Origin of the sequence: Mesorhizobium sp. M0563, from assembly GCF_040321065.1 — a bacterium.
Lineage (GTDB): Bacteria > Pseudomonadota > Alphaproteobacteria > Rhizobiales > Rhizobiaceae > Mesorhizobium.
In genome coordinates this window covers 1-17,109 of record NZ_JAMYQV010000036.1, presented here as the reverse complement: position 1 = coordinate 17,109, position 17,109 = coordinate 1, and the positions used below count along the sequence as shown (strand labels likewise).

Here is a 17,109-nt window from a genome sequence, read left to right as displayed (position 1 = left end):
GTCGGGCTTAGTAACGCAACACCTGGCGCAGTATCTGCCCGCCGCGCTCGACGGTAAAGCGCCACCAGCGTGTATCCTGCTGGGCTATCTGTTCCAGGGTCGCCGCCTTGTCGATCGTCAGGCCATTGACCTCACGCACGATGTCGCCCGGCTGGAAACCAAAATCGGCAGCGGGCGAATCGCGGTTGATATCGACGACGGTGACGCCTTTGACATCGGTGCGCAGACCAAGCCGCTGGGCAAGCCGTGGCGATAGTTCGGCAACCCTGGCACCGGAAAACGGGCTACGGCCGCGCAATGTGAGCTCCGCAGCTTTGGCGCCCTCAGGCGGCCGTTCCAGCGCGATGTCCATCGTCGCCTGCTGACCCTTGCTTAGAACGCCGAAGCTGGCATTCGTACCGATCGACAGCGTCGCCATCCGGTAGTCCAGCGCCCCGACGCTCTCGACCGGCTTGCCGTTGAGCGACAGCACCACGTCACCAGGCTTGAGCCCTGCCTTGGCAGCGGGTCCTGCCTCTTCGACCGCAGAAACCAGCGAGCCGGCCGGTTTGTCCATGCCGAGCGATTCGGCAATCTGCGGCGTCACCGCCTCGAACTCGGCACCGACATACGGCCGCTCGAAGAAGTCGAGCCCGGCCTTGGCCGCATCGGCGAAGGCGCGAACCATGTTCGAAGGGATGGCAAAGCCGATACCGATCGAGCCGCCGCTACGGCTATAGATCGCAGTGTTGATGCCGATCAGTTGACCACCCATGTTGACCAGCGCGCCACCGGAATTGCCCGGGTTGATGGCGGCGTCGGTCTGGATGAAGAAGCTGGAATCGGAGACGCCGATATGGCTGCGCGCCACAGCCGAAATGATGCCGCTGGTGGTGGTCTGGCCGACACCGAACGGATTGCCGATCGCCAGCACCAGGTCGCCGACCTCGAGCGCGTCGGAATCGCCAATGGCGATCACCGGGAACGGCTTGTCGGAAGAAATCTTGAGCACGGCGAGGTCGAGCGTCTCATCCTTGAGCAGCACCTTGCTGTCGAATTCGCGCCCGTCGGCGGTCGCGACCTTGACCTGGTCGGCGTCCTTGACGACGTGGAAATTGGTGACCACGACGCCGGTCGGATCGACCAGCACCCCCGAACCGAGCGAAGACTGCGCGCGCGGCTGCGAGCGGCCGAAGAACTCCTCGAAGAACGGATCGCCATCAAAGGGCGACGTCACCTTGGCGGTTTGCGAGGCGTAGACATTGACCACGGCCGGGGCCGTCTGCTTGACCAGCGGCGCGAAGGACAGCTGCACCTCCTCGCGGCCGAACGGCACGCGCTTGTCGGGGCCGGAGGTGGCGTTTTCGCCTTCGACGCCATGCAGCAGATCGGTCAGCACGTCGGACAGACCGGGATCTGGCTTGGTCTCCTCCGCCAGCGCGTGCCTGGCCGCCGGCACGACGGCCAGCGCCATCAAGGCGCAGATCAGAACAAGGGACAGCCGTTTAACGCGCATTCCGAATCCTCCAAGTCGGGCGCCATTGTCCTGACGATTGTGCAAAATGAAAGGCTAAGCCGCTGAAATCCGATTATTTTGCGCGGCAAAGCAGTTATAGGTCGACGTGACCCCGAAAGCCGCGTCAACGCTCATGAAAAAACAGCTCGTTTCATTCCGTGATTTTTTGAAGACCGGCACTTTGGGGCCCGTGTACCCCGGAATGAAGATGATCGAAATTGCCAAAGTGCTTGGTGCGCCGGATGACTGGCTAACCGAGTATGCTGAGGCGGTGCCCGAGTACTGGTTTTGCGGAACGCTTGAGGCCTGATTCGACAAAGACCCGCCACATGAGCTGGATTGGTTTCAGATCGAACATGTGCATGCAATTCGCGGCAAGACCGAACGCATAACGGACCAGTTCGTCCTTTCGATGGAAGGGCTCAATGGCAGAACGAAGCCCTCGGAATTCCTGGAAGCTGGCTTGTGGGCCCCGGACGAGGTGAAGATTTTCTATGCCAAATTTTCAGACTGGGAGTTCACGCTGGATCTCTGCGCTGGCCCTGTCCATATTTTTTTTCGCGTCGATATCGACTTTATCGAGAACGGCGAAATCGAACGATATCTGAGCAAAACATCCGTCGCGCAGATCATCAGTGATATCGACCGGAGAACGGTGGTCGACAGCATCTACTCATACCGACATCCAAGTTCCGAGCAGAGGAGAATAGAACTCGACTGGAAAGTTCTGACCGGAAACGAGTACCTTGCCCTTGTTAGGCAACACATATCGCCCAAACGAAAAGGGGCCCGCAGGCCCCTTTGAACTTCTCAGCAAAACCGAAGCTTATGCGGCTGCGGCTTCTTCTTCGGTGCCTTCGGCCTCGATGCGGGCGCGGTCGCCGGCGCCTTTGGCCGAGGTGTCGCGGTCGACGAATTCGATGACGGCCATTGCGGCATTGTCACCGTGACGGAAGCCGGCCTTCATGATGCGCAGATAGCCGCCATTGCGAGTGGCATAACGTGGCGCGATTGTGTCGAACAGACGCTTGACGACGCCCTCATTGCCGATCTGGGCAATCACTTGGCGGCGGGCGTGCAGGTCGCCGCGCTTGCCGAGCGTCACCAGCTTCTCGACGATCGGACGCAGATCCTTCGCCTTCGGCAGCGTGGTGAGGATCTGCTCGTGCTCGATAAGCGACACGGCAAGGTTGGCAAACATCGACTTGCGATGGCTTATGCTGCGGGCGAACCGGCGGCCTTTAAATCCGTGGCGCATGGCTCTTCTCCTTCATTGCGGGTTCAAGAGGCCTGAGCCTCAGTATTGATCTTCGTAACGCTTGGCGAGGTCTTCGATGTTTTCCGGCGGCCAGTCCGGCACTTCCATGCCGAGATGCAGGCCCATCGCCGCCAGGACTTCCTTGATCTCGTTCAGCGACTTGCGGCCGAAGTTCGGGGTGCGCAGCATCTCGGCTTCGGTCTTCTGGATCAGGTCGCCGATATAGACGATGTTGTCGTTCTTCAGGCAGTTGGCCGAACGCACCGAAAGCTCGAGTTCGTCGACCTTCTTGAGCAGCGCCGGGTTGAAGGCAAGCTCGGTAACCTGTTCGGCAGCGACTTCCTTCTGCGGCTCGTCGAAATTGACGAACAGGCCGAGCTGGTCCTGCAGGATGCGAGCGGCGAAGGCCACCGCGTCCTCGCCCGAGATCGAACCATCGGTCTCGATGGTCATGGTCAGCTTGTCATAATCGAGAACCTGCCCCTCACGGGTGTTCTCGACCTTGTAGGAGACCTTCTTGACCGGCGAATACAGGCTGTCGACCGGGATCAGCCCTATCGGCGCGTCTTCGGCGCGGTTGCGGTCGGCCGGCACATAGCCCTTGCCGGTGTCGACGGTGAATTCCATGCGGATCTCAGCGCCTTCGTCCAGCGTGCAGATGACGTGGTCGGGATTGAGGATCTCGACGTCGCCGACCGTCTGGATGTCGCCGGCGAGAACCGCGCCCGGTCCCTGCTTGCGCACGACCATGCGCTTGGGGCCATCGCCTTCCATGCGGATGGCGATTTCCTTGATGTTCAACACGATGTCGGTCACGTCCTCGCGCACGCCGGCGATGGACGAGAATTCATGCAGAACGCCGTCGATCTGCACGGCGGTCACAGCCGCGCCACGCAGCGAAGACAGAAGCACGCGGCGCAGCGCGTTGCCGAGGGTGAGGCCGAAGCCGCGCTCGAGCGGCTCGGCGACCAGCGTGGTCAGCGTCTTCTTCTTCGACGAGAACTCGATCTTGTTCGGCTTGATCAGTTCCTGCCAATTTTTCTGGATCATAGTGCTTTCCTTCCGTTGTCCCGCCACCATCCAATCGTGGCGGGCGACCTGGAATGCCGTGGAGGAGCGCCCTTGAGGCGCTCGCGCGGCGTTCGGTAAATTCTCTTTAGACGCGGCGCTTCTTGCGCGGGCGGCAGCCATTGTGCGGGATCGGCGTCACATCACGGATCGAGGTGATGGTGAAGCCTGCTGCCTGCAGCGCCCGCAGCGCCGATTCACGACCGGAGCCGGGTCCACAGACCTCGACCTCGAGCATGCGCATGCCGTGTTCCTGAGCCTTCTTGGCAACATCTTCGGCGGCCATCTGGGCAGCGAAAGGGGTCGACTTGCGCGATCCCTTGAAGCCCTGGGCTCCGGCCGACGACCAGGCAATGGAATTGCCCTGCGCGTCGGTGATGGTGATCATCGTGTTGTTGAAGGTCGAATTGACGTGGGCAACGCCCGACGAGATGTTCTTGCGTTCGCGACGGCGAACACGAGCGGCTTCCTTGGCCATGATAGTCCTTTCAGTTGATCTCTACACCGCCGTAATGCCAGCGGCTCCACCAGGGAGAAGGCAGTAGGGGAATATGGCAGTAGGGCAGTATGTCTGCCGTTCCTATTGCCTTACTGCCCTACTCTCTTACTGCCCTAAATTACTTCTTCTTTCCGGCAATCGACTTGGCTGGGCCTTTGCGGGTGCGCGCATTGGTGTGCGTGCGCTGGCCACGAACCGGCAGCGAGCGGCGGTGACGCAGGCCGCGGTAGCAGCCGAGGTCCATGAGCCGCTTGATGTTCATCGACACTTCGCGGCGCAGGTCGCCCTCGACCTGGTAGTCGCGGTCGATGGTCTCCCGGATCTGCAGCACTTCCGCGTCGGTCAGCTGGTTGACGCGGCGCTCGGCCGGGATGCCGACCTTGTCGACGATCTCCTGGGCGAACTTCTTGCCAATGCCGTGAATGTATTGAAGCGCAATGACGACGCGCTTGTTGGTAGGAATGTTGACGCCGGCTATACGAGCCATGTTCTTCTCTTCTCCATATAGGCCGGACGAGCCGGCGCTTCAAGTTGCCCCGCGTCCGGTGGAGGCCGGCCCTTGCGGGAGTTTCCAGTTCAAAGCGGCCTGCCTTGCCCTTGCGGACAAGCAAGCCTCATGCCTGATAGGAAGACGGGCCGCCATACCCCAGCGGACCGCTCCAGTCAAGCGCAATCGTTCGTTTCTCTAGCCGGCCGCCTGGCCAACCTGCCGGGTCGTCGCCCTGAGCACCGCCTCGATCTGCTGCGTCACCGCATCGATGTCGGCCATGCCATCGACGCCCCTGAGCTTGCCCTTGGCGTAGTAGTAGCCGATCAGCGGCGAGGTTTTCTTGTAATATTCCCTCAAGCGTTCTTCGAACACCGCTGGGCTGTCGTCCTTGCGCACCGGCAGGCCTGCGGCCTTGGCGTCCTCGGCGCGTTTGACGATTCGGCCAACCAGCGCCTTGTCGTCGACGACAAATTCGATGACCGCGTCTAGCTCCAGCCCGCGATCCGAAAGCATTTCCTCAACGGCGTCCGCTTGCACCAGGGTTCGCGGGTATCCGTCAAGGATGAAGCCGTTTGCGCAATCGGCTTGATCGATGCGCTCGGCCACGATGGCGTTGACGATAGCGTCGGACACCAGTTCACCAGCATCCATCACCGCCTTGGCTCGCCTGCCGACTTCGGTGCCGGCCTGAACAGCAGCACGCAGCATGTCCCCCGTGGAAAGCTGTGGGATGCCGTGTCTTTCTACCAGTCTCAGTGCTTGTGTCCCCTTGCCCGCCCCCGGCGGTCCAAGCAATATCAACCTCATCTGGCCTTCTTCCCCCCGCGCAGCTTCGACTTCTTGATCAGGCCCTCATACTGGTGCGCGATCAGGTGACCCTGAATCTGCGCCACCGTATCGAGCGTTACACTGACCACGATCAGGAGCGAAGTGCCACCAAGGTAGAACGGTACGCCAGTCGCTGAAATCAGGAACTCGGGCAGCAGACACACCAGCACCAGATAGATGGCGCCGACGACGGTGATGCGGGTGAGCACATAGTCGATATAGTCCGCAGTGCGCTCGCCCGGACGATAGCCCGGGATGAAGCCCGAATGCTTCTTGAGCTGGTCGGCGGTGTCCTTCGGATTGAAGACGATCGCCGTATAGAAGAAGGCGAAGAACACGATCATGGCAGCGTAGAAGGCCATATAGAGCGGCTGGCCGTGGCCGAGCGCCGCCAGGATGGTGCTCGCCCAGGCAGGCATGTTGGTCGTCTGCGAGAAGCCGGCAACCGTTGCCGGAAGCAGCAGCAGCGACGAGGCGAAGATCGGCGGAATGACGCCGGACGTGTTGAGCTTCAGCGGCAGATGCGAGGTATCGCCCTGGAACATGCGATTGCCGACCTGGCGCTTGGGATACTGGATCAGCAGGCGGCGCTGGGCGCGCTCGAAGAAGACGATCAGCGCGATGACGACGATGGCGAGCACGATGATCGCCAGGATCAGGCCGGTCGACAGTGCGCCGGTGCGGCCAAGCTCCAGCGTGCCGGAGATGGCGCGCGGCAGGCCGGCGACGATGCCGGAGAAGATGATCAGCGAAATGCCGTTGCCGATGCCGCGGGCGGTGATCTGCTCGCCAAGCCACATCAGGAACATGGTACCGCCGACCAGCGTGACGACGGTGGAGATGCGGAAGAACATGCCGGGATCGTTGACGATGCCATTGCCGCCCTCAAGCCCGACCGAAATGCCATAGGCCTGGACCAGCGCCAGAAGCACGGTGCCGTAGCGCGTGTACTGGTTGATGATCTTGCGACCCTGCTCGCCCTCCTTCTTCAGCGCTTCCAGCGAAGGAATGACCGAGGTCATCAGCTGCATGATGATGGAGGCGGAGATATAGGGCATGATGCCGAGGGCAAAGATCGCCATGCGCTGCACGGCGCCACCGGCGAACATGTTGAACATGCCGAGTACGCCCTTGCTCTGCGACGAGAAGGCCTGGGCGAAAGCGTCGGGATTGATGCCGGGCAGCGGGATATAGGTGCCAAGGCGGTAAACGAGCAGCGCGCCGATGGTGAACCAGATGCGCTTCTTCAGATCCTCGGCTTTGGCGAAGGCCGAAAAATTCAGATTCGAGGCTAGTTGTTCAGCAGCCGAAGCCATGCCTGATTCTCCGCTTGGTCACGCTCGATGCCCGCAGCTCAGGCGGCGCGTGTCACCGAAGCTCACGAGATAAGCTCCGGACTGCAAACATGCAAGCGGCCGCGTTGATGCGGCCGCCACATCTGTCGGATCAAAGCACGACCGAAGGCAAAACCGAATTCCACCTTTGCCGACCGTGCTTCAAATTGCCGTTACTCGGCGGCTGCTTTCTCAGGCAACTTCACCGAACCGCCGGCCTTTTCGATCTTCTCGACCGCGGCCTTGGAGGCTCCGGCCACGTCGAAGGCAAGCTTGGCCTTGATGTCGCCGTCCGAAAGGATGCGCACGCCGTCCTTGACGCGACGGATGACGCCGGCCGCAACCAGCGCCTCAGCCGTCACAACTGTCTTAGCATCGAGCTTCTTGGCATCGAGCGCAGCCTGGATGCGGGCCAGCGACACAACGGTGAAGCTCTTGGCGAAGATATTGTTGAAGCCGCGCTTCGGCAGACGACGGTAGAGCGGCATCTGGCCACCCTCGAAGCCGTTGACGGCGACGCCGGAGCGCGCCTTCTGGCCCTTGACGCCGCGACCGGCGGTCTTGCCCGAACCGGAACCGATGCCACGGCCGAGACGCTTCTTGGAATGCGTCGCGCCGTCCTTGTCACGCAGATCGTTGAGTTTCATCTGGGTTCTCCTGCGCTCTGGCTCAGCCCTCGTCCACAACGCGGACGAGATGCTGGACGGCAGCGATCATGCCGCGCACCGAGGGCGTATCCTCCAGCGTGCGCTGCTTGTGCATCTTGTTGAGGCCGAGGCCGACCAGCGTTGCGCGCTGCTCCTTCGGCCGGCGGATTGGCGAGCCGATCTGCTCGACGGTGATGGTCTTGGTTGCTTTCTTGGCCATGGTCAGATCCCTGGTCAGCGTCGACTATTCTTCAGCCGCAACGGCGGTGCCGCGGCGGGCCTGAAGGGTCGAATACTTGATGCCGCGCGCGGCAGCCACATCCTTCGGATGCATCTGGCTCTTCAGCGCGTCGAAAGTGGCGCGAACCATGTTGTAGGGGTTCGACGAACCCATCGACTTGGCGACCACGTCATGCATGCCGAGCGTCTCGAAGACGGCGCGCATCGGGCCGCCGGCGATGATGCCGGTACCTTGCTTGGCAGCGCGCAGCAGAACACGTCCCGCGCCCCAGCGTCCCTCGACGTCATGGTGCAGCGTGCGGCCCGAGCGCAGCGGCACGAAGATCATGTCGCGCTTGGCCGATTCGGTCGCCTTGCGGATCGCCTCCGGCACTTCGCGCGCCTTGCCGTGGCCGAAGCCGACGCGGCCCTTCTGGTCGCCGACGACGACGAGCGCTGCAAAGCCGAAGCGCCGGCCGCCCTTGACGACCTTGGCGACCCGGTTGATGTGGACGAGCTTGTCGACCATGCCGTCGTCGCGCTCTTCGCGATCACGGCCGCGGCCGCCATCCCTACGTTCCTGTGCCATATCCTGTTCCTTGTTTTTTTCCGGAAGCACGGTTGATGATGATATCCGGCGCCTCTGTGGGTCGCCGGGGGCGAAAACTCTTTTTTCCTTCGCATGATCCTATCCGAAAAGTCTGCAACTTTTTGCTGCGCTAACCTCCGGTTCGGGATCACGCTTTAGAAGCTCAGACCACCTTCACGGGCAGCCTCGGCAAGCGCCTTGACACGGCCGTGGTAGATGTAGGCGCCGCGGTCGAAGACGACTTCCTTGACGCCGGCCTTCGAGGCACGCTCGGCGATCAGCTTGCCGATGGCAGCTGCGGCCGCGGTGTCGGCGCCGGTCTTGAGCGAACCCTTGAGCTCCTTCTCGAGCGTCGAAGCAGCGGCGATGGTGTGGCCCTTGGCGTCGTCGATGACCTGGACGTAGATGTTCTTCGACGTGCGATGGACCGACAGGCGCGGACGATCGCCAGCGACCTTCTTGATCTGGCGGCGGACGCGCTGAGCGCGGCGCTGGGTGGATTCTTTCGAGCCCATGATATCAGTTCCTTGCCTTCAAAAGACGGGGGCAACCATATGCGGTAGGACAAGCCTCCCGCGACCGCTCCCCGCGGCGTTAAAATTACTTCTTCTTGCCTTCCTTGCGGACGATCTTCTCGCCAGCATAGCGAACGCCCTTGCCCTTGTAGGGCTCGGGGCTGCGGTACTCGCGGATCTCGGCGGCAACCTGGCCGACCTGCTGCTTGTCGATTCCGGTCACGGTGATTTCCGTCGGCTTCGGCACCGAAATCGTCACGCCCTGCGGCGTCTCGTAGACAACGTCGTGGCTGAAGCCGAGCGCCAGCTGCAGGTTCTTGCCCTGCATGGCGGCACGATAGCCGACGCCTGTGATCTCGAGCTTCTTTTCGAAGCCGTCCTTGACGCCCTGCAGGATATTGACGATCTGCGTGCGCGACATGCCCCATTTGGAGCGGGCGGTCTTGGTCTGGTCGCGCGGCTGGACAGCGATCTCGCTGCCTTCCATCTTGACCAGCACTTCGTCGTTCACCACGAACTTCAGCTCGCCCTTCGGACCCTTCGCCGTCACGGTCTGGCCGTTGACGGTCGCGGTCACGCCCTGCGGCAGCGAAACGGGTTTCTTTCCAATACGAGACATTTTGTTGTCCTCGTCACTTCTCTTGTTTCAGGTCTCGGCCTTCGGGACTTGATCCCGAAAACCGGTTTCCAATTGGGGTGACATACCAGATCAGAAGATCTGGCAGAGGATTTCCCCGCCGACATTCTGTTCGCGCGCTTCGTGGTCGGCCATCACGCCCTTCGGCGTCGAAAGGATGGCGATGCCGAGGCCGTTGGCGACGTGCGGTATCGACTTGGCCGAAACGTAGACGCGGCGGCCGGGCTTCGAGACCCGGGCGATTTCGCGCACCACCGGCGCACCGTCGAAATACTTCAGCTCGATCTCGATTTCGGACTTGCCGTTGTCGAAGTCGGTCTGGCTGTAGTCGCGGATATAGCCTTCGGCCTTCAGCACGTCGAGGACGCGGGTACGCAGGCGCGAGGCCGGCGTCGAAACGCTCGACTTCTTACGGCCATACGCGTTGCGGATGCGGGTCAGCATATCGCCGAGAGGATCGCTCAATGACATGTTATGTCCTCCTTACCAGCTCGACTTGACCAGGCCCGGGATCTGGCCGTTATTGCCGAGATCACGAAGCGCGATACGCGATACTTTGAGCTTGCGATAATAGGCACGCGGGCGTCCGGTGACTTCGCAGCGGTTGCGGATGCGGGTCTTGGCCGAGTTGCGTGGCAGCGCCGAAAGCTTCAGCTGAGCGCGGAAGCGCTCTTCCATCGGCTTGGACTGATCCATGATGATCGCCTTGAGCACCTTGCGCTTGGCAGCGAACTGGTCCGCAAGCTTGCGGCGCCTGTTGTTCTTCTCGACTGAGCTGGTCTTTGCCATTTCAGATTTTTCCTTTTCTCGCTGCCGTTACTGGCGGAAGGGGAAGTTGAAGGCCTTGAGCAATGCCCTGGCTTCGTCGTCCGTCTTCGCAGTCGTACAAACGATGACGTCCATGCCCCAGATCTGATCAACCTTGTCGTAGTTGATCTCCGGAAACACGATGTGTTCCTTGATGCCCATGGCATAGTTGCCACGGCCATCGAAGCTCTTCGGGTTGAGTCCGCGGAAGTCGCGGACGCGCGGCAGCGCGATGTTCACGAGACGGTCGAGGAACTCGTACATGCGTTCCTTGCGCAGCGTGACCTTGGCGCCGATCGGCATCTTCTCGCGAACCTTGAAGCCGGCGATCGAGTTGCGGGCGCGGGTGACGACGGCCTTCTGGCCGGCGATCATCGCAAGGTCTTCCGCCGCGATCGAAGGCTTCTTCGAATCGCCGGTCGCCTCGCCGACGCCCATGTTCAGCACGATCTTGTCGATGCGCGGAACCTGCATCTCGTTGTCGTAGCCGAACTGCTCCTGCAGCGCCTTGCGGATGGTCTCGTTATAGACCTGCTTGAGGCGGGGCGTGTTCTGGGCAGTTGCCTGCTTGGTTTGAGCCTTAGCCATTGATGACTTCTCCCGAGCGCTTGGCGACGCGCACCTTCTTGCCGTCCTTCTGGAAGGTGAAGCCGACGCGGGTCGGCTTGCCATCCTTGGGGTCGGCCAGCGCGATGTTCGACAGCTGGATCGGCGCTTCCTTGGTGATGATCCCGCCCTCCTGGGACTGGGACTGCTTCTGGTGACGACGGATCAGGTTGACGCCGCGCACCAGCGCGGTGTCGTCCTTCGGCTGCACCGAGAGGACTTCGCCCGAACGGCCCTTGTCCTTGCCGGCCAGCACGACGACCTTGTCGCCTTTTCTAATCTTTTGCATTGGTCCGGCTCCTTACAGCACTTCAGGCGCGAGCGAGATGATCTTCATGTGGTTCTTGGCGCGGAGTTCGCGCGGAACCGGTCCGAAGATACGCGTGCCGATCGGCTCTTTCTTGTTGTCGACGAGAACGGCTGCGTTCTTGTCGAAACGGATCACGCTGCCATCCGGGCGGCGGATGTCCTTAGCCGTGCGAACCACGACCGCCTTCATCACATCGCCCTTCTTGACGCGGCCGCGCGGGATGGCTTCCTTGATCGACACCACGATGATGTCGCCCACGGAAGCATATTTCCGCTTCGAGCCGCCCAGCACCTTGATGCACATGACACGACGGGCGCCGGAATTATCCGCGACGTCGAGGTTTGTTTGCATCTGAATCATGACTGGCCGCCTTCTTCTTTTCTAACGGGACGGGTTTCTCACCCCTCCCCGGTCTGTCCAAAATTCGTTTCGTTAGCCCTGATCAGGCCTGGTCCGAAGACACCACGACCCAGCGCTTGTCCTTGGAAATCGGCTTCGATTCCTGGATGAACACCTGATCGCCGACCTTGTGGGCGTTGTTCTCGTCGTGCGCCTTGTACTTCTTGGTCATGCGCACGGTCTTCTTCATCACGGGATGCGTGAAGCGCCGTTCGACCTTGACGACAACCGTCTTCTCGTTCTTGTCGCTGACGACGGTGCCCTGCAGAATGCGCTTTGGCATGGTTTTCGTCCTTAAGCCTTCTTGGCCGCGGACTTTTCCGCAGCGATGGTCTTGATACGCGCAATGTCCTTGCGGACCTGCCTCACGCGCGCGGTCTTCTCAAGCTGGCCGGTGGCCTTCTGGAAGCGCAGGTTGAACTGCTCCTTCTTCAGGCTGGCCAGGTCGTCGGTCAGCTGGTCCTGGGTCTTGGTCCGGATGTCTTCGGCTTTCATGATCAGCCCGTCCTTATTCTGCGATGCGCTGTACGAAGCGCGTCCTGACCGAGAGCTTGGCCGCGCCGAGACGCAGCGCCTCACGGGCGGTTTCCTCGTTGACGCCGTCGATCTCGAACATGATGCGGCCTGGCTTGACGCGTGCCGCCCAGTAGTCGACCGCGCCCTTGCCCTTGCCCATGCGGACTTCGGTCGGCTTCGACGTCACCGGCACGTCCGGGAAGATACGGATCCACACGCGGCCGGCACGCTTCATCTCGCGGGTGATCGCGCGGCGGGCCGCCTCGATCTCACGCGCGGTGACGCGGTTCGGCTCAAGCGCCTTCAGCCCGAAACCACCGAAATCCAGGTTGGTGCCGCCCTTGGCGGTACCGTGGATGCGGCCCTTGAACTGCTTACGGAACTTTGTGCGCTTTGGCTGCAGCATCGTTCTAACTCCAAATTCCTAACTGTCTTACGCGTTTTCGCGACGGCGACCGCGTTCGCGCTCACCACCACCGCCATGCGCATGATCGCCCTCGGTGGCGCGGCGCTCCGAAGCCATCGGGTCGTGCTCGAGGATCTCGCCCTTGAACACCCAGACCTTGACGCCGCAAATGCCGTAGGCCGTATTCGCTTCGGCCGTGCCGTAGTCGACGTCGGCACGCAGCGTATGCAGTGGCACGCGGCCTTCACGATACCATTCCATGCGCGCGATCTCGGCGCCGCCGAGACGGCCGGCGCAGTTGATGCGGATGCCTTCGGCACCGAGGCGCATCGCCGACTGCACGGCGCGCTTCATGGCGCGGCGGAACGCGATGCGGCGCTCGAGCTGCTGGGCGATCGACTGGGCGACCAGGGTCGCGTCGATCTCCGGCTTGCGCACTTCGACGATGTTCAGATGCGTCTCGGACTTGGTCATCTCCATCAGCTTCTTGCGAAGCTTCTCGATGTCGGCGCCCTTCTTGCCGATGATCAGGCCCGGACGCGCCGCATGGATGGTGACGCGGCACTTCTTGTGCGGACGCTCGATCACGACCTTCGAGATCGCAGCCTGCTTGAGTTCCTTCTCAAGATATTTGCGGATCTTGATGTCCTCGTGCAGCAGCTTACCGTACTCGCCTGTATTCGCGAACCAGCGCGAATCCCAGGTGCGGTTGATGCCGAGACGCAGACCGATCGGATTGACTTTCTGGCCCATTATGCGGCCTCCCCTTTTTCTTCGACTTCACGAACGACGATCGTGAGGTGCGAGAACGGCTTCTCGATACGGCTGGCGCGACCACGGCCACGGGCATGGAACCGCTTCATGACGATCGACTTGCCGACATAGGCTTCCGCCACGATCAGCGCATCGACGTCGAGGTCGTGGTTGTTTTCCGCGTTGGCGATCGCCGATTCCAGCGTCTTCTTGACCGTGCCGGAAATCCGCTTGGCCGAGAATTCGAGGTCGGAAAGCGCTGTCGCGACCTTCTTGCCGCGGATCAGCGCGGCAACCAGGTTCAGCTTCTGCGGGCTGATACGGATCGTGCGCAACACGGCGCGCGCTTCGTTGTCAGCAAGCCTGCGCGGAGCTTTGGCCTTGCCCATGATTATTTCCTCTTCGCCTTCTTATCCGCGCCGTGACCGTAATAGGTCCGGGTCGGAGCGAATTCACCGAACTTGTGACCGACCATGTCCTCGTTCACCGAGACGGGAACGTGCTTCTGGCCGTTGTAGACACCGAAGGTGAAGCCGACGAACTGCGGCAGGATGGTGGAGCGGCGGCTCCACATCTTGATCACCTCATTGCGACCACCTTCACGAACCTTGTCCACCTTCTTCAGAAGGTAGCCGTCGATGAAGGGGCCTTTCCAAATCGAACGAGTCACTTGGCGTTACCTCTTCTTAGCTCTTGCGCTGATGGCGCGAGCGCAGGATGAACTTGTCGGTCGCCTTGTTGGACCGCGTCTTCTTGCCCTTGGTCGGCTTGCCCCAGGGCGAAACCGGATGGCGGCCACCCGAGGTGCGGCCTTCGCCGCCGCCATGTGGATGGTCGACCGGGTTCATGGTCACGCCGCGATTGTGCGGACGCTTGCCGCGCCACACGGTGCGGCCTGCCTTGCCGTCATTGATGTTGCCGTGGTCCGGGTTGGACACGGCACCGACAGTGGCCATGCAGGAGCCGTGGACGACACGCTGCTCGCCCGAGTTGAGGCGCAGGATCGCCATGCCCTGGTCGCGGCCGACAAGCTGGCCATAACCGCCCGCCGAGCGGGCGACCTGAGCGCCCTTGCCAGGCTTCAGCTCGATATTGTGGACGATCGTGCCGACCGGCATCGAGGCCAGCGGCATCGCGTTGCCCGGCTTCACGTCGACCGATTCACCGGCCACGATCTTGTCGCCGGGAGCCAGACGCTGCGGGGCGATGATGTAGGACAGCTCACCATCGTCATACTTGATCAGCGCGATGAAGGCGGTGCGGTTCGGATCGTATTCGATACGCTCGACCGTGCCGACGACGTCGAACTTGCGGCGCTTGAAGTCGATGATGCGGTAGGTGCGCTTGTGACCGCCGCCGATGAAGCGTGCCGTGATGCGGCCGTAATTGTTGCGGCCGCCCGATTTGGTCAGGCCTTCGGTCAGACCCTTGACGGGCTTGCCCTTGTAGAGGCCCGAGCGGTCGACGATGACCAGCTGACGGGTGCTCGGCGTTACCGGGTTGAATTTTTTCAGTGCCATTGTTCTGTCCTCGCGACCTTGCTCAGAGACCCGTCGCGACGTCGATCGACTGGCCGTCGGCCAGCGTCACAACCGCCTTCTTGACGTCGCTCTGGCGGCCGATCGTGCCGCGGAAGCGCTTGATCTTGCCCTTGCGGACAAGCGTGTTCACGGCCATCACCTTGACGCCGAACAGCGCTTCGACGGCGGCCTTGATTTCCGGCTTCGACGCCTTCTTGGCGACGTTGAAGACGACCTGGTTCTGCTCGGAAGCCATGGTCGACTTTTCGGTGATCGCCGGCGAGACGATCACATCGTAATGACGAAGGTCGGTCATTTGAAGCGCTCCTCGAGAGCCTCGACGGCGGCCTTGGAAAGGACCAGCGTGCCGCGGCGCAGAATGTCGTAGACGTTGATGCCCTGGATGGGCAGCACGTCGATGTTCGGGATGTTGGTCGCCGCCAGCTTGAAATTCTTGTCAAGCTCGGCGCCGCCGATCACCAGGGCGTTGCTCAGGCCCAGCGTCGCGAAATTCGCAATCAGTGCCTTGGTCTTGGCCTCGGTCAGCTTCAGCTCGTCGATGATGATGATCGACGCACTCTTGGCCTTGGCCGAAAGCGCATGCTTGAGACCGAGCGCACGCACCTTCTTCGGCAGATCGTGCTCGTGGCTGCGCACGACCGGGCCGTGGGCCTTGCCACCGCCGCGGAACTGCGGAGCGCGAGCCGAATGGTGACGGGCGCGGCCGGTACCCTTCTGCTTGTACATCTTGGCGCCTGTGCGGGCGATTTCAGCGCGGCCCTTGGCCTTGTGGGTGCCCTGCTGCTTCTTGGCAAGCTGCCAGCGCACGACGCGCTGCAGGATGTCCTCGCGCGGATCAAGGCCGAAAATCTCTTCGGAGAGCTTCAGCTTGCCGGCGTCCTTGCCGCCAAGCGTTGTAATCTTGAGGTCCATTATTCCGCTCCCTCTGTGGCCGGGGCCTCGTTCTTGGCGGCACCATCGGTCGCAACGGCGCGGATCGCGGCGGGCTTCGGCGCATTGGCCGGAAGCGCCACCTTGGCCGCGTCGCGGACCAGGATCCATGCACCCTTCGAACCCGGGACCGCACCGCGGATCAGGATCAGGCCGCGATCGGCGTCGGTCGAGACGACCTCGACATTCTGCGTGGTGACGCGGGTGTCACCCATGTGGCCGGCCATATGCTTGCCCTTGAACACCTTGCCCGGATCCTGGCGCTGGCCGGTCGAGCCGTGCGTACGGTGCGACACCGAGTTGCCGTGCGTCGCGCGGCCGCCACCCATGTGGTGCCGCTTGATGACGCCCTGGAAACCCTTGCCGATCGTGGTTCCCGTCACATCGACCTTCTGGCCGACGACGAAATGCTCGACGGTGATTTCGGCGCCGACATCGATCATGTTGTCGGCGGAGACGCGGAACTCGGCAACCTTGGCCTTGGGCTCGACGGAAGCGGTCGCGAAATGGCCGCGCATCGCCTTCGACGTGTTCTTCACCTTGGCAAGGCCAACGCCGAGCTGGACGGCGGTATAGCCGTTCTTCTCCTGCGTGCGCTGCGCCACGACCTGGCAGTTCTCCATCTGGAGAACAGTGACGGGAACATGTTCCCCGGCATCGTTGTAGATGCGGGTCATTCCCACCTTCTTTGCAATCACACCTGAACGCATCGGTTCAATTCCTTTAGAGTTCCCTGTCGGGGCTGTCGCCCCTCCACGCCTCTTGTTCCTTCAGAGTTCCGGGTCGCCCCGCTGACCTCTGGTTCCTTAGAGCTTGATCTCGACGTCGACACCGGCGGCCAGGTCGAGCTTCATCAAAGCATCGACCGTCTGCGGGGTCGGGTCGACGATGTCGAGCAGACGCTTGTGCGTGCGCATCTCGAACTGCTCGCGGCTCTTCTTGTCGACGTGAGGCGACCGGTTGACCGTGAACTTTTCGATCCGCGTCGGCAGCGGAATGGGGCCGCGGACGTTGGCGCCGGTGCGCTTGGCGGTCGACACGATTTCCCGTGTCGAGGCGTCGAGCACCCGGTGATCAAACGCCTTCAGGCGGATGCGGATATTCTGTCCGTTCATGCGTCACTTCCTTGTTCTGGCGCGGCGCGGGCAGCGCCCGCGACAGATCGGTTTAAGTCCAAATTACTCTTTGATGGTGACGACGATGCCGGCACCGACGGTGCGGCCGCCTTCACGGATGGCGAAGCGCAGCTTCTCTTCCATGGC

The 17,109-nt window shown here is 61.8% G+C and carries 31 protein-coding genes; 2 read left to right on the top strand and 29 right to left on the bottom strand.

What is annotated here, in order from left to right; all coding sequences use genetic code 11:
* Nucleotides 1–7: 7 nt before the first annotated feature.
* Nucleotides 8–1,495, bottom strand: a complete 1,488-nt coding sequence (locus tag NKI50_RS29300; protein WP_352718452.1) for a DegQ family serine endoprotease — start codon at nt 1,493–1,495, stop codon at nt 8–10.
* Nucleotides 1,496–1,601: 106 nt separating this feature from the next.
* Here NKI50_RS29300 and NKI50_RS29295 point away from each other — a divergent pair, with 106 nt between their 5' ends.
* Both NKI50_RS29295 and NKI50_RS29290 read left to right on the top strand, forming a co-directional pair.
* The gene (locus NKI50_RS29295; RefSeq protein WP_352718450.1) at nt 1,602–1,805 is read left to right on the top strand and encodes a hypothetical protein; all 204 of its coding nucleotides are present in this window, start codon (nt 1,602–1,604) and stop codon (nt 1,803–1,805) included.
* Nucleotides 1,806–1,853: 48 nt separating this feature from the next.
* Nucleotides 1,854–2,300, top strand: coding sequence for a hypothetical protein (locus NKI50_RS29290; protein ID WP_352718447.1), 447 nt, complete (start codon nt 1,854–1,856; stop codon nt 2,298–2,300).
* Nucleotides 2,301–2,321: 21 nt separating this feature from the next.
* Here the strand turns inward: NKI50_RS29290 and rplQ are convergent, their stop codons facing one another.
* From rplQ to NKI50_RS29150, 28 genes are all read right to left on the bottom strand, one after another.
* Nucleotides 2,322–2,753, bottom strand: coding sequence for a 50S ribosomal protein L17 (gene rplQ, locus NKI50_RS29285; RefSeq protein ID WP_023675127.1), 432 nt, complete (start codon nt 2,751–2,753; stop codon nt 2,322–2,324).
* A gap of 39 nt (nt 2,754–2,792) precedes the next feature.
* Nucleotides 2,793–3,803, bottom strand: a complete 1,011-nt coding sequence (locus NKI50_RS29280; protein WP_023675128.1) for a DNA-directed RNA polymerase subunit alpha — start codon at nt 3,801–3,803, stop codon at nt 2,793–2,795.
* 106 nt (nt 3,804–3,909) lie between these two features.
* Nucleotides 3,910–4,299 (bottom strand): 30S ribosomal protein S11, encoded by a 390-nt coding sequence (gene rpsK, locus NKI50_RS29275; protein WP_006205444.1) that lies wholly within the window; start codon nt 4,297–4,299, stop codon nt 3,910–3,912.
* 139 nt (nt 4,300–4,438) lie between these two features.
* Nucleotides 4,439–4,807, bottom strand: coding sequence for a 30S ribosomal protein S13 (gene rpsM, locus NKI50_RS29270; protein ID WP_006205445.1), 369 nt, complete (start codon nt 4,805–4,807; stop codon nt 4,439–4,441).
* Nucleotides 4,808–5,005: 198 nt separating this feature from the next.
* Entirely contained in the window at nt 5,006–5,617 is a 612-nt protein-coding gene (locus NKI50_RS29265; RefSeq protein WP_023717524.1) for an adenylate kinase, read from the bottom strand.
* A complete protein-coding gene (gene secY, locus NKI50_RS29260; protein WP_023717523.1) occupies nt 5,614–6,954 on the bottom strand; it encodes a preprotein translocase subunit SecY in 1,341 nt (446 codons plus the stop codon). The genes NKI50_RS29265 and secY overlap by 4 nt, the downstream gene beginning before the upstream one ends.
* 191 nt (nt 6,955–7,145) lie before the next feature.
* The gene (rplO, locus tag NKI50_RS29255) at nt 7,146–7,619 is read right to left on the bottom strand and encodes a 50S ribosomal protein L15 (RefSeq protein WP_023717522.1); all 474 of its coding nucleotides are present in this window, start codon (nt 7,617–7,619) and stop codon (nt 7,146–7,148) included.
* Between the two features lie 22 nt (nt 7,620–7,641).
* A complete protein-coding gene (gene rpmD, locus NKI50_RS29250) occupies nt 7,642–7,839 on the bottom strand; it encodes a 50S ribosomal protein L30 (protein WP_006205449.1) in 198 nt (65 codons plus the stop codon).
* Between the two features lie 24 nt (nt 7,840–7,863).
* Nucleotides 7,864–8,427, bottom strand: a complete 564-nt coding sequence (gene rpsE, locus NKI50_RS29245; protein WP_006333394.1) for a 30S ribosomal protein S5 — start codon at nt 8,425–8,427, stop codon at nt 7,864–7,866.
* Between the two features lie 155 nt (nt 8,428–8,582).
* On the bottom strand, nt 8,583–8,942 hold the full coding sequence (gene rplR, locus NKI50_RS29240) for a 50S ribosomal protein L18 (protein ID WP_023675132.1): 360 nt from the start codon (nt 8,940–8,942) through the stop codon (nt 8,583–8,585).
* Between the two features lie 85 nt (nt 8,943–9,027).
* Nucleotides 9,028–9,561, bottom strand: coding sequence for a 50S ribosomal protein L6 (rplF, locus tag NKI50_RS29235; protein WP_023675133.1), 534 nt, complete (start codon nt 9,559–9,561; stop codon nt 9,028–9,030).
* A 90-nt stretch (nt 9,562–9,651) separates the two neighbouring features.
* A complete protein-coding gene (rpsH, locus tag NKI50_RS29230) occupies nt 9,652–10,050 on the bottom strand; it encodes a 30S ribosomal protein S8 (RefSeq protein WP_006205453.1) in 399 nt (132 codons plus the stop codon).
* Nucleotides 10,051–10,062: 12 nt separating this feature from the next.
* The gene (gene rpsN, locus NKI50_RS29225; protein ID WP_023675134.1) at nt 10,063–10,368 is read right to left on the bottom strand and encodes a 30S ribosomal protein S14; all 306 of its coding nucleotides are present in this window, start codon (nt 10,366–10,368) and stop codon (nt 10,063–10,065) included.
* 27 nt (nt 10,369–10,395) lie between these two features.
* On the bottom strand, nt 10,396–10,974 hold the full coding sequence (gene rplE / locus NKI50_RS29220; protein ID WP_023717521.1) for a 50S ribosomal protein L5: 579 nt from the start codon (nt 10,972–10,974) through the stop codon (nt 10,396–10,398).
* On the bottom strand, nt 10,967–11,281 hold the full coding sequence (gene rplX / locus NKI50_RS29215; RefSeq protein ID WP_023717520.1) for a 50S ribosomal protein L24: 315 nt from the start codon (nt 11,279–11,281) through the stop codon (nt 10,967–10,969). The genes rplE and rplX overlap by 8 nt, the downstream gene beginning before the upstream one ends.
* A 12-nt stretch (nt 11,282–11,293) precedes the next feature.
* The gene (gene rplN, locus NKI50_RS29210; RefSeq protein ID WP_006205457.1) at nt 11,294–11,662 is read right to left on the bottom strand and encodes a 50S ribosomal protein L14; all 369 of its coding nucleotides are present in this window, start codon (nt 11,660–11,662) and stop codon (nt 11,294–11,296) included.
* A gap of 82 nt (nt 11,663–11,744) precedes the next feature.
* Nucleotides 11,745–11,984: a 30S ribosomal protein S17 gene (gene rpsQ / locus NKI50_RS29205; protein ID WP_023675136.1), complete on the bottom strand. Its 240-nt coding sequence runs from the start codon at nt 11,982–11,984 to the stop codon at nt 11,745–11,747.
* 11 nt (nt 11,985–11,995) lie between these two features.
* Nucleotides 11,996–12,196 (bottom strand): 50S ribosomal protein L29, encoded by a 201-nt coding sequence (rpmC, locus tag NKI50_RS29200; RefSeq protein WP_006205459.1) that lies wholly within the window; start codon nt 12,194–12,196, stop codon nt 11,996–11,998.
* Between the two features lie 13 nt (nt 12,197–12,209).
* Entirely contained in the window at nt 12,210–12,623 is a 414-nt protein-coding gene (gene rplP, locus NKI50_RS29195) for a 50S ribosomal protein L16 (protein WP_006205460.1), read from the bottom strand.
* Between the two features lie 27 nt (nt 12,624–12,650).
* Complete coding sequence (gene rpsC, locus NKI50_RS29190; RefSeq protein WP_023675137.1) at nt 12,651–13,376, bottom strand: 30S ribosomal protein S3; 726 nt, start codon at nt 13,374–13,376, stop codon at nt 12,651–12,653.
* Complete coding sequence (rplV, locus tag NKI50_RS29185; RefSeq protein ID WP_006205462.1) at nt 13,376–13,765, bottom strand: 50S ribosomal protein L22; 390 nt, start codon at nt 13,763–13,765, stop codon at nt 13,376–13,378. Before rplV ends, rpsC begins: the two co-directional genes overlap by 1 nt.
* A gap of 2 nt (nt 13,766–13,767) precedes the next feature.
* Entirely contained in the window at nt 13,768–14,046 is a 279-nt protein-coding gene (gene rpsS / locus NKI50_RS29180) for a 30S ribosomal protein S19 (RefSeq protein WP_006205463.1), read from the bottom strand.
* A gap of 16 nt (nt 14,047–14,062) precedes the next feature.
* On the bottom strand, nt 14,063–14,896 hold the full coding sequence (gene rplB / locus NKI50_RS29175; RefSeq protein ID WP_023675138.1) for a 50S ribosomal protein L2: 834 nt from the start codon (nt 14,894–14,896) through the stop codon (nt 14,063–14,065).
* Between the two features lie 22 nt (nt 14,897–14,918).
* Nucleotides 14,919–15,212, bottom strand: a complete 294-nt coding sequence (locus tag NKI50_RS29170) for a 50S ribosomal protein L23 (RefSeq protein WP_006205465.1) — start codon at nt 15,210–15,212, stop codon at nt 14,919–14,921.
* The gene (rplD, locus tag NKI50_RS29165) at nt 15,209–15,829 is read right to left on the bottom strand and encodes a 50S ribosomal protein L4 (protein ID WP_023675140.1); all 621 of its coding nucleotides are present in this window, start codon (nt 15,827–15,829) and stop codon (nt 15,209–15,211) included. The genes NKI50_RS29170 and rplD overlap by 4 nt, the downstream gene beginning before the upstream one ends.
* The gene (gene rplC / locus NKI50_RS29160) at nt 15,829–16,557 is read right to left on the bottom strand and encodes a 50S ribosomal protein L3 (protein WP_023717519.1); all 729 of its coding nucleotides are present in this window, start codon (nt 16,555–16,557) and stop codon (nt 15,829–15,831) included. The genes rplD and rplC overlap by 1 nt, the downstream gene beginning before the upstream one ends.
* A gap of 96 nt (nt 16,558–16,653) precedes the next feature.
* A complete protein-coding gene (gene rpsJ / locus NKI50_RS29155; protein WP_006205468.1) occupies nt 16,654–16,962 on the bottom strand; it encodes a 30S ribosomal protein S10 in 309 nt (102 codons plus the stop codon).
* 63 nt (nt 16,963–17,025) lie between these two features.
* On the bottom strand, nt 17,026–17,109 hold an 84-nt coding region (locus NKI50_RS29150), incomplete at its 5' end, for an EF-Tu C-terminal domain-related protein (protein ID WP_455749504.1).

Excerpts from the sequence above, each read along its gene's own strand:
- NKI50_RS29300 (WP_352718452.1), bottom strand. The coding sequence starts at position 1,495 with ATGCGCGTTAAACGGCTGTCCCTTGTTCTGATCTGCGCCTTGATGGCG.
- rplQ (WP_023675127.1), bottom strand. The coding sequence starts at position 2,753 with ATGCGCCACGGATTTAAAGGCCGCCGGTTCGCCCGCAGCATAAGCCAT.
- NKI50_RS29280 (WP_023675128.1), bottom strand. The coding sequence starts at position 3,803 with ATGATCCAGAAAAATTGGCAGGAACTGATCAAGCCGAACAAGATCGAG.
- rpsK (WP_006205444.1), bottom strand. The coding sequence starts at position 4,299 with ATGGCCAAGGAAGCCGCTCGTGTTCGCCGTCGCGAACGCAAGAACATC.
- rpsM (WP_006205445.1), bottom strand. The coding sequence starts at position 4,807 with ATGGCTCGTATAGCCGGCGTCAACATTCCTACCAACAAGCGCGTCGTC.
- NKI50_RS29265 (WP_023717524.1), bottom strand. The coding sequence starts at position 5,617 with ATGAGGTTGATATTGCTTGGACCGCCGGGGGCGGGCAAGGGGACACAA.
- secY (WP_023717523.1), bottom strand. The coding sequence starts at position 6,954 with ATGGCTTCGGCTGCTGAACAACTAGCCTCGAATCTGAATTTTTCGGCC.
- rplO (WP_023717522.1), bottom strand. The coding sequence starts at position 7,619 with ATGAAACTCAACGATCTGCGTGACAAGGACGGCGCGACGCATTCCAAG.
- rpmD (WP_006205449.1), bottom strand. The coding sequence starts at position 7,839 with ATGGCCAAGAAAGCAACCAAGACCATCACCGTCGAGCAGATCGGCTCG.
- rpsE (WP_006333394.1), bottom strand. The coding sequence starts at position 8,427 with ATGGCACAGGAACGTAGGGATGGCGGCCGCGGCCGTGATCGCGAAGAG.
- rplR (WP_023675132.1), bottom strand. The coding sequence starts at position 8,942 with ATGGGCTCGAAAGAATCCACCCAGCGCCGCGCTCAGCGCGTCCGCCGC.
- rplF (WP_023675133.1), bottom strand. The coding sequence starts at position 9,561 with ATGTCTCGTATTGGAAAGAAACCCGTTTCGCTGCCGCAGGGCGTGACC.
- rpsH (WP_006205453.1), bottom strand. The coding sequence starts at position 10,050 with ATGTCATTGAGCGATCCTCTCGGCGATATGCTGACCCGCATCCGCAAC.
- rpsN (WP_023675134.1), bottom strand. The coding sequence starts at position 10,368 with ATGGCAAAGACCAGCTCAGTCGAGAAGAACAACAGGCGCCGCAAGCTT.
- rplE (WP_023717521.1), bottom strand. The coding sequence starts at position 10,974 with ATGGCTAAGGCTCAAACCAAGCAGGCAACTGCCCAGAACACGCCCCGC.
- rplX (WP_023717520.1), bottom strand. The coding sequence starts at position 11,281 with ATGCAAAAGATTAGAAAAGGCGACAAGGTCGTCGTGCTGGCCGGCAAG.
- rplN (WP_006205457.1), bottom strand. The coding sequence starts at position 11,662 with ATGATTCAGATGCAAACAAACCTCGACGTCGCGGATAATTCCGGCGCC.
- rpsQ (WP_023675136.1), bottom strand. The coding sequence starts at position 11,984 with ATGCCAAAGCGCATTCTGCAGGGCACCGTCGTCAGCGACAAGAACGAG.
- rpmC (WP_006205459.1), bottom strand. The coding sequence starts at position 12,196 with ATGAAAGCCGAAGACATCCGGACCAAGACCCAGGACCAGCTGACCGAC.
- rplP (WP_006205460.1), bottom strand. The coding sequence starts at position 12,623 with ATGCTGCAGCCAAAGCGCACAAAGTTCCGTAAGCAGTTCAAGGGCCGC.
- rpsC (WP_023675137.1), bottom strand. The coding sequence starts at position 13,376 with ATGGGCCAGAAAGTCAATCCGATCGGTCTGCGTCTCGGCATCAACCGC.
- rplV (WP_006205462.1), bottom strand. The coding sequence starts at position 13,765 with ATGGGCAAGGCCAAAGCTCCGCGCAGGCTTGCTGACAACGAAGCGCGC.
- rplB (WP_023675138.1), bottom strand. The coding sequence starts at position 14,896 with ATGGCACTGAAAAAATTCAACCCGGTAACGCCGAGCACCCGTCAGCTG.
- NKI50_RS29170 (WP_006205465.1), bottom strand. The coding sequence starts at position 15,212 with ATGACCGACCTTCGTCATTACGATGTGATCGTCTCGCCGGCGATCACC.
- rplD (WP_023675140.1), bottom strand. The coding sequence starts at position 15,829 with ATGGACCTCAAGATTACAACGCTTGGCGGCAAGGACGCCGGCAAGCTG.
- rplC (WP_023717519.1), bottom strand. The coding sequence starts at position 16,557 with ATGCGTTCAGGTGTGATTGCAAAGAAGGTGGGAATGACCCGCATCTAC.
- rpsJ (WP_006205468.1), bottom strand. The coding sequence starts at position 16,962 with ATGAACGGACAGAATATCCGCATCCGCCTGAAGGCGTTTGATCACCGG.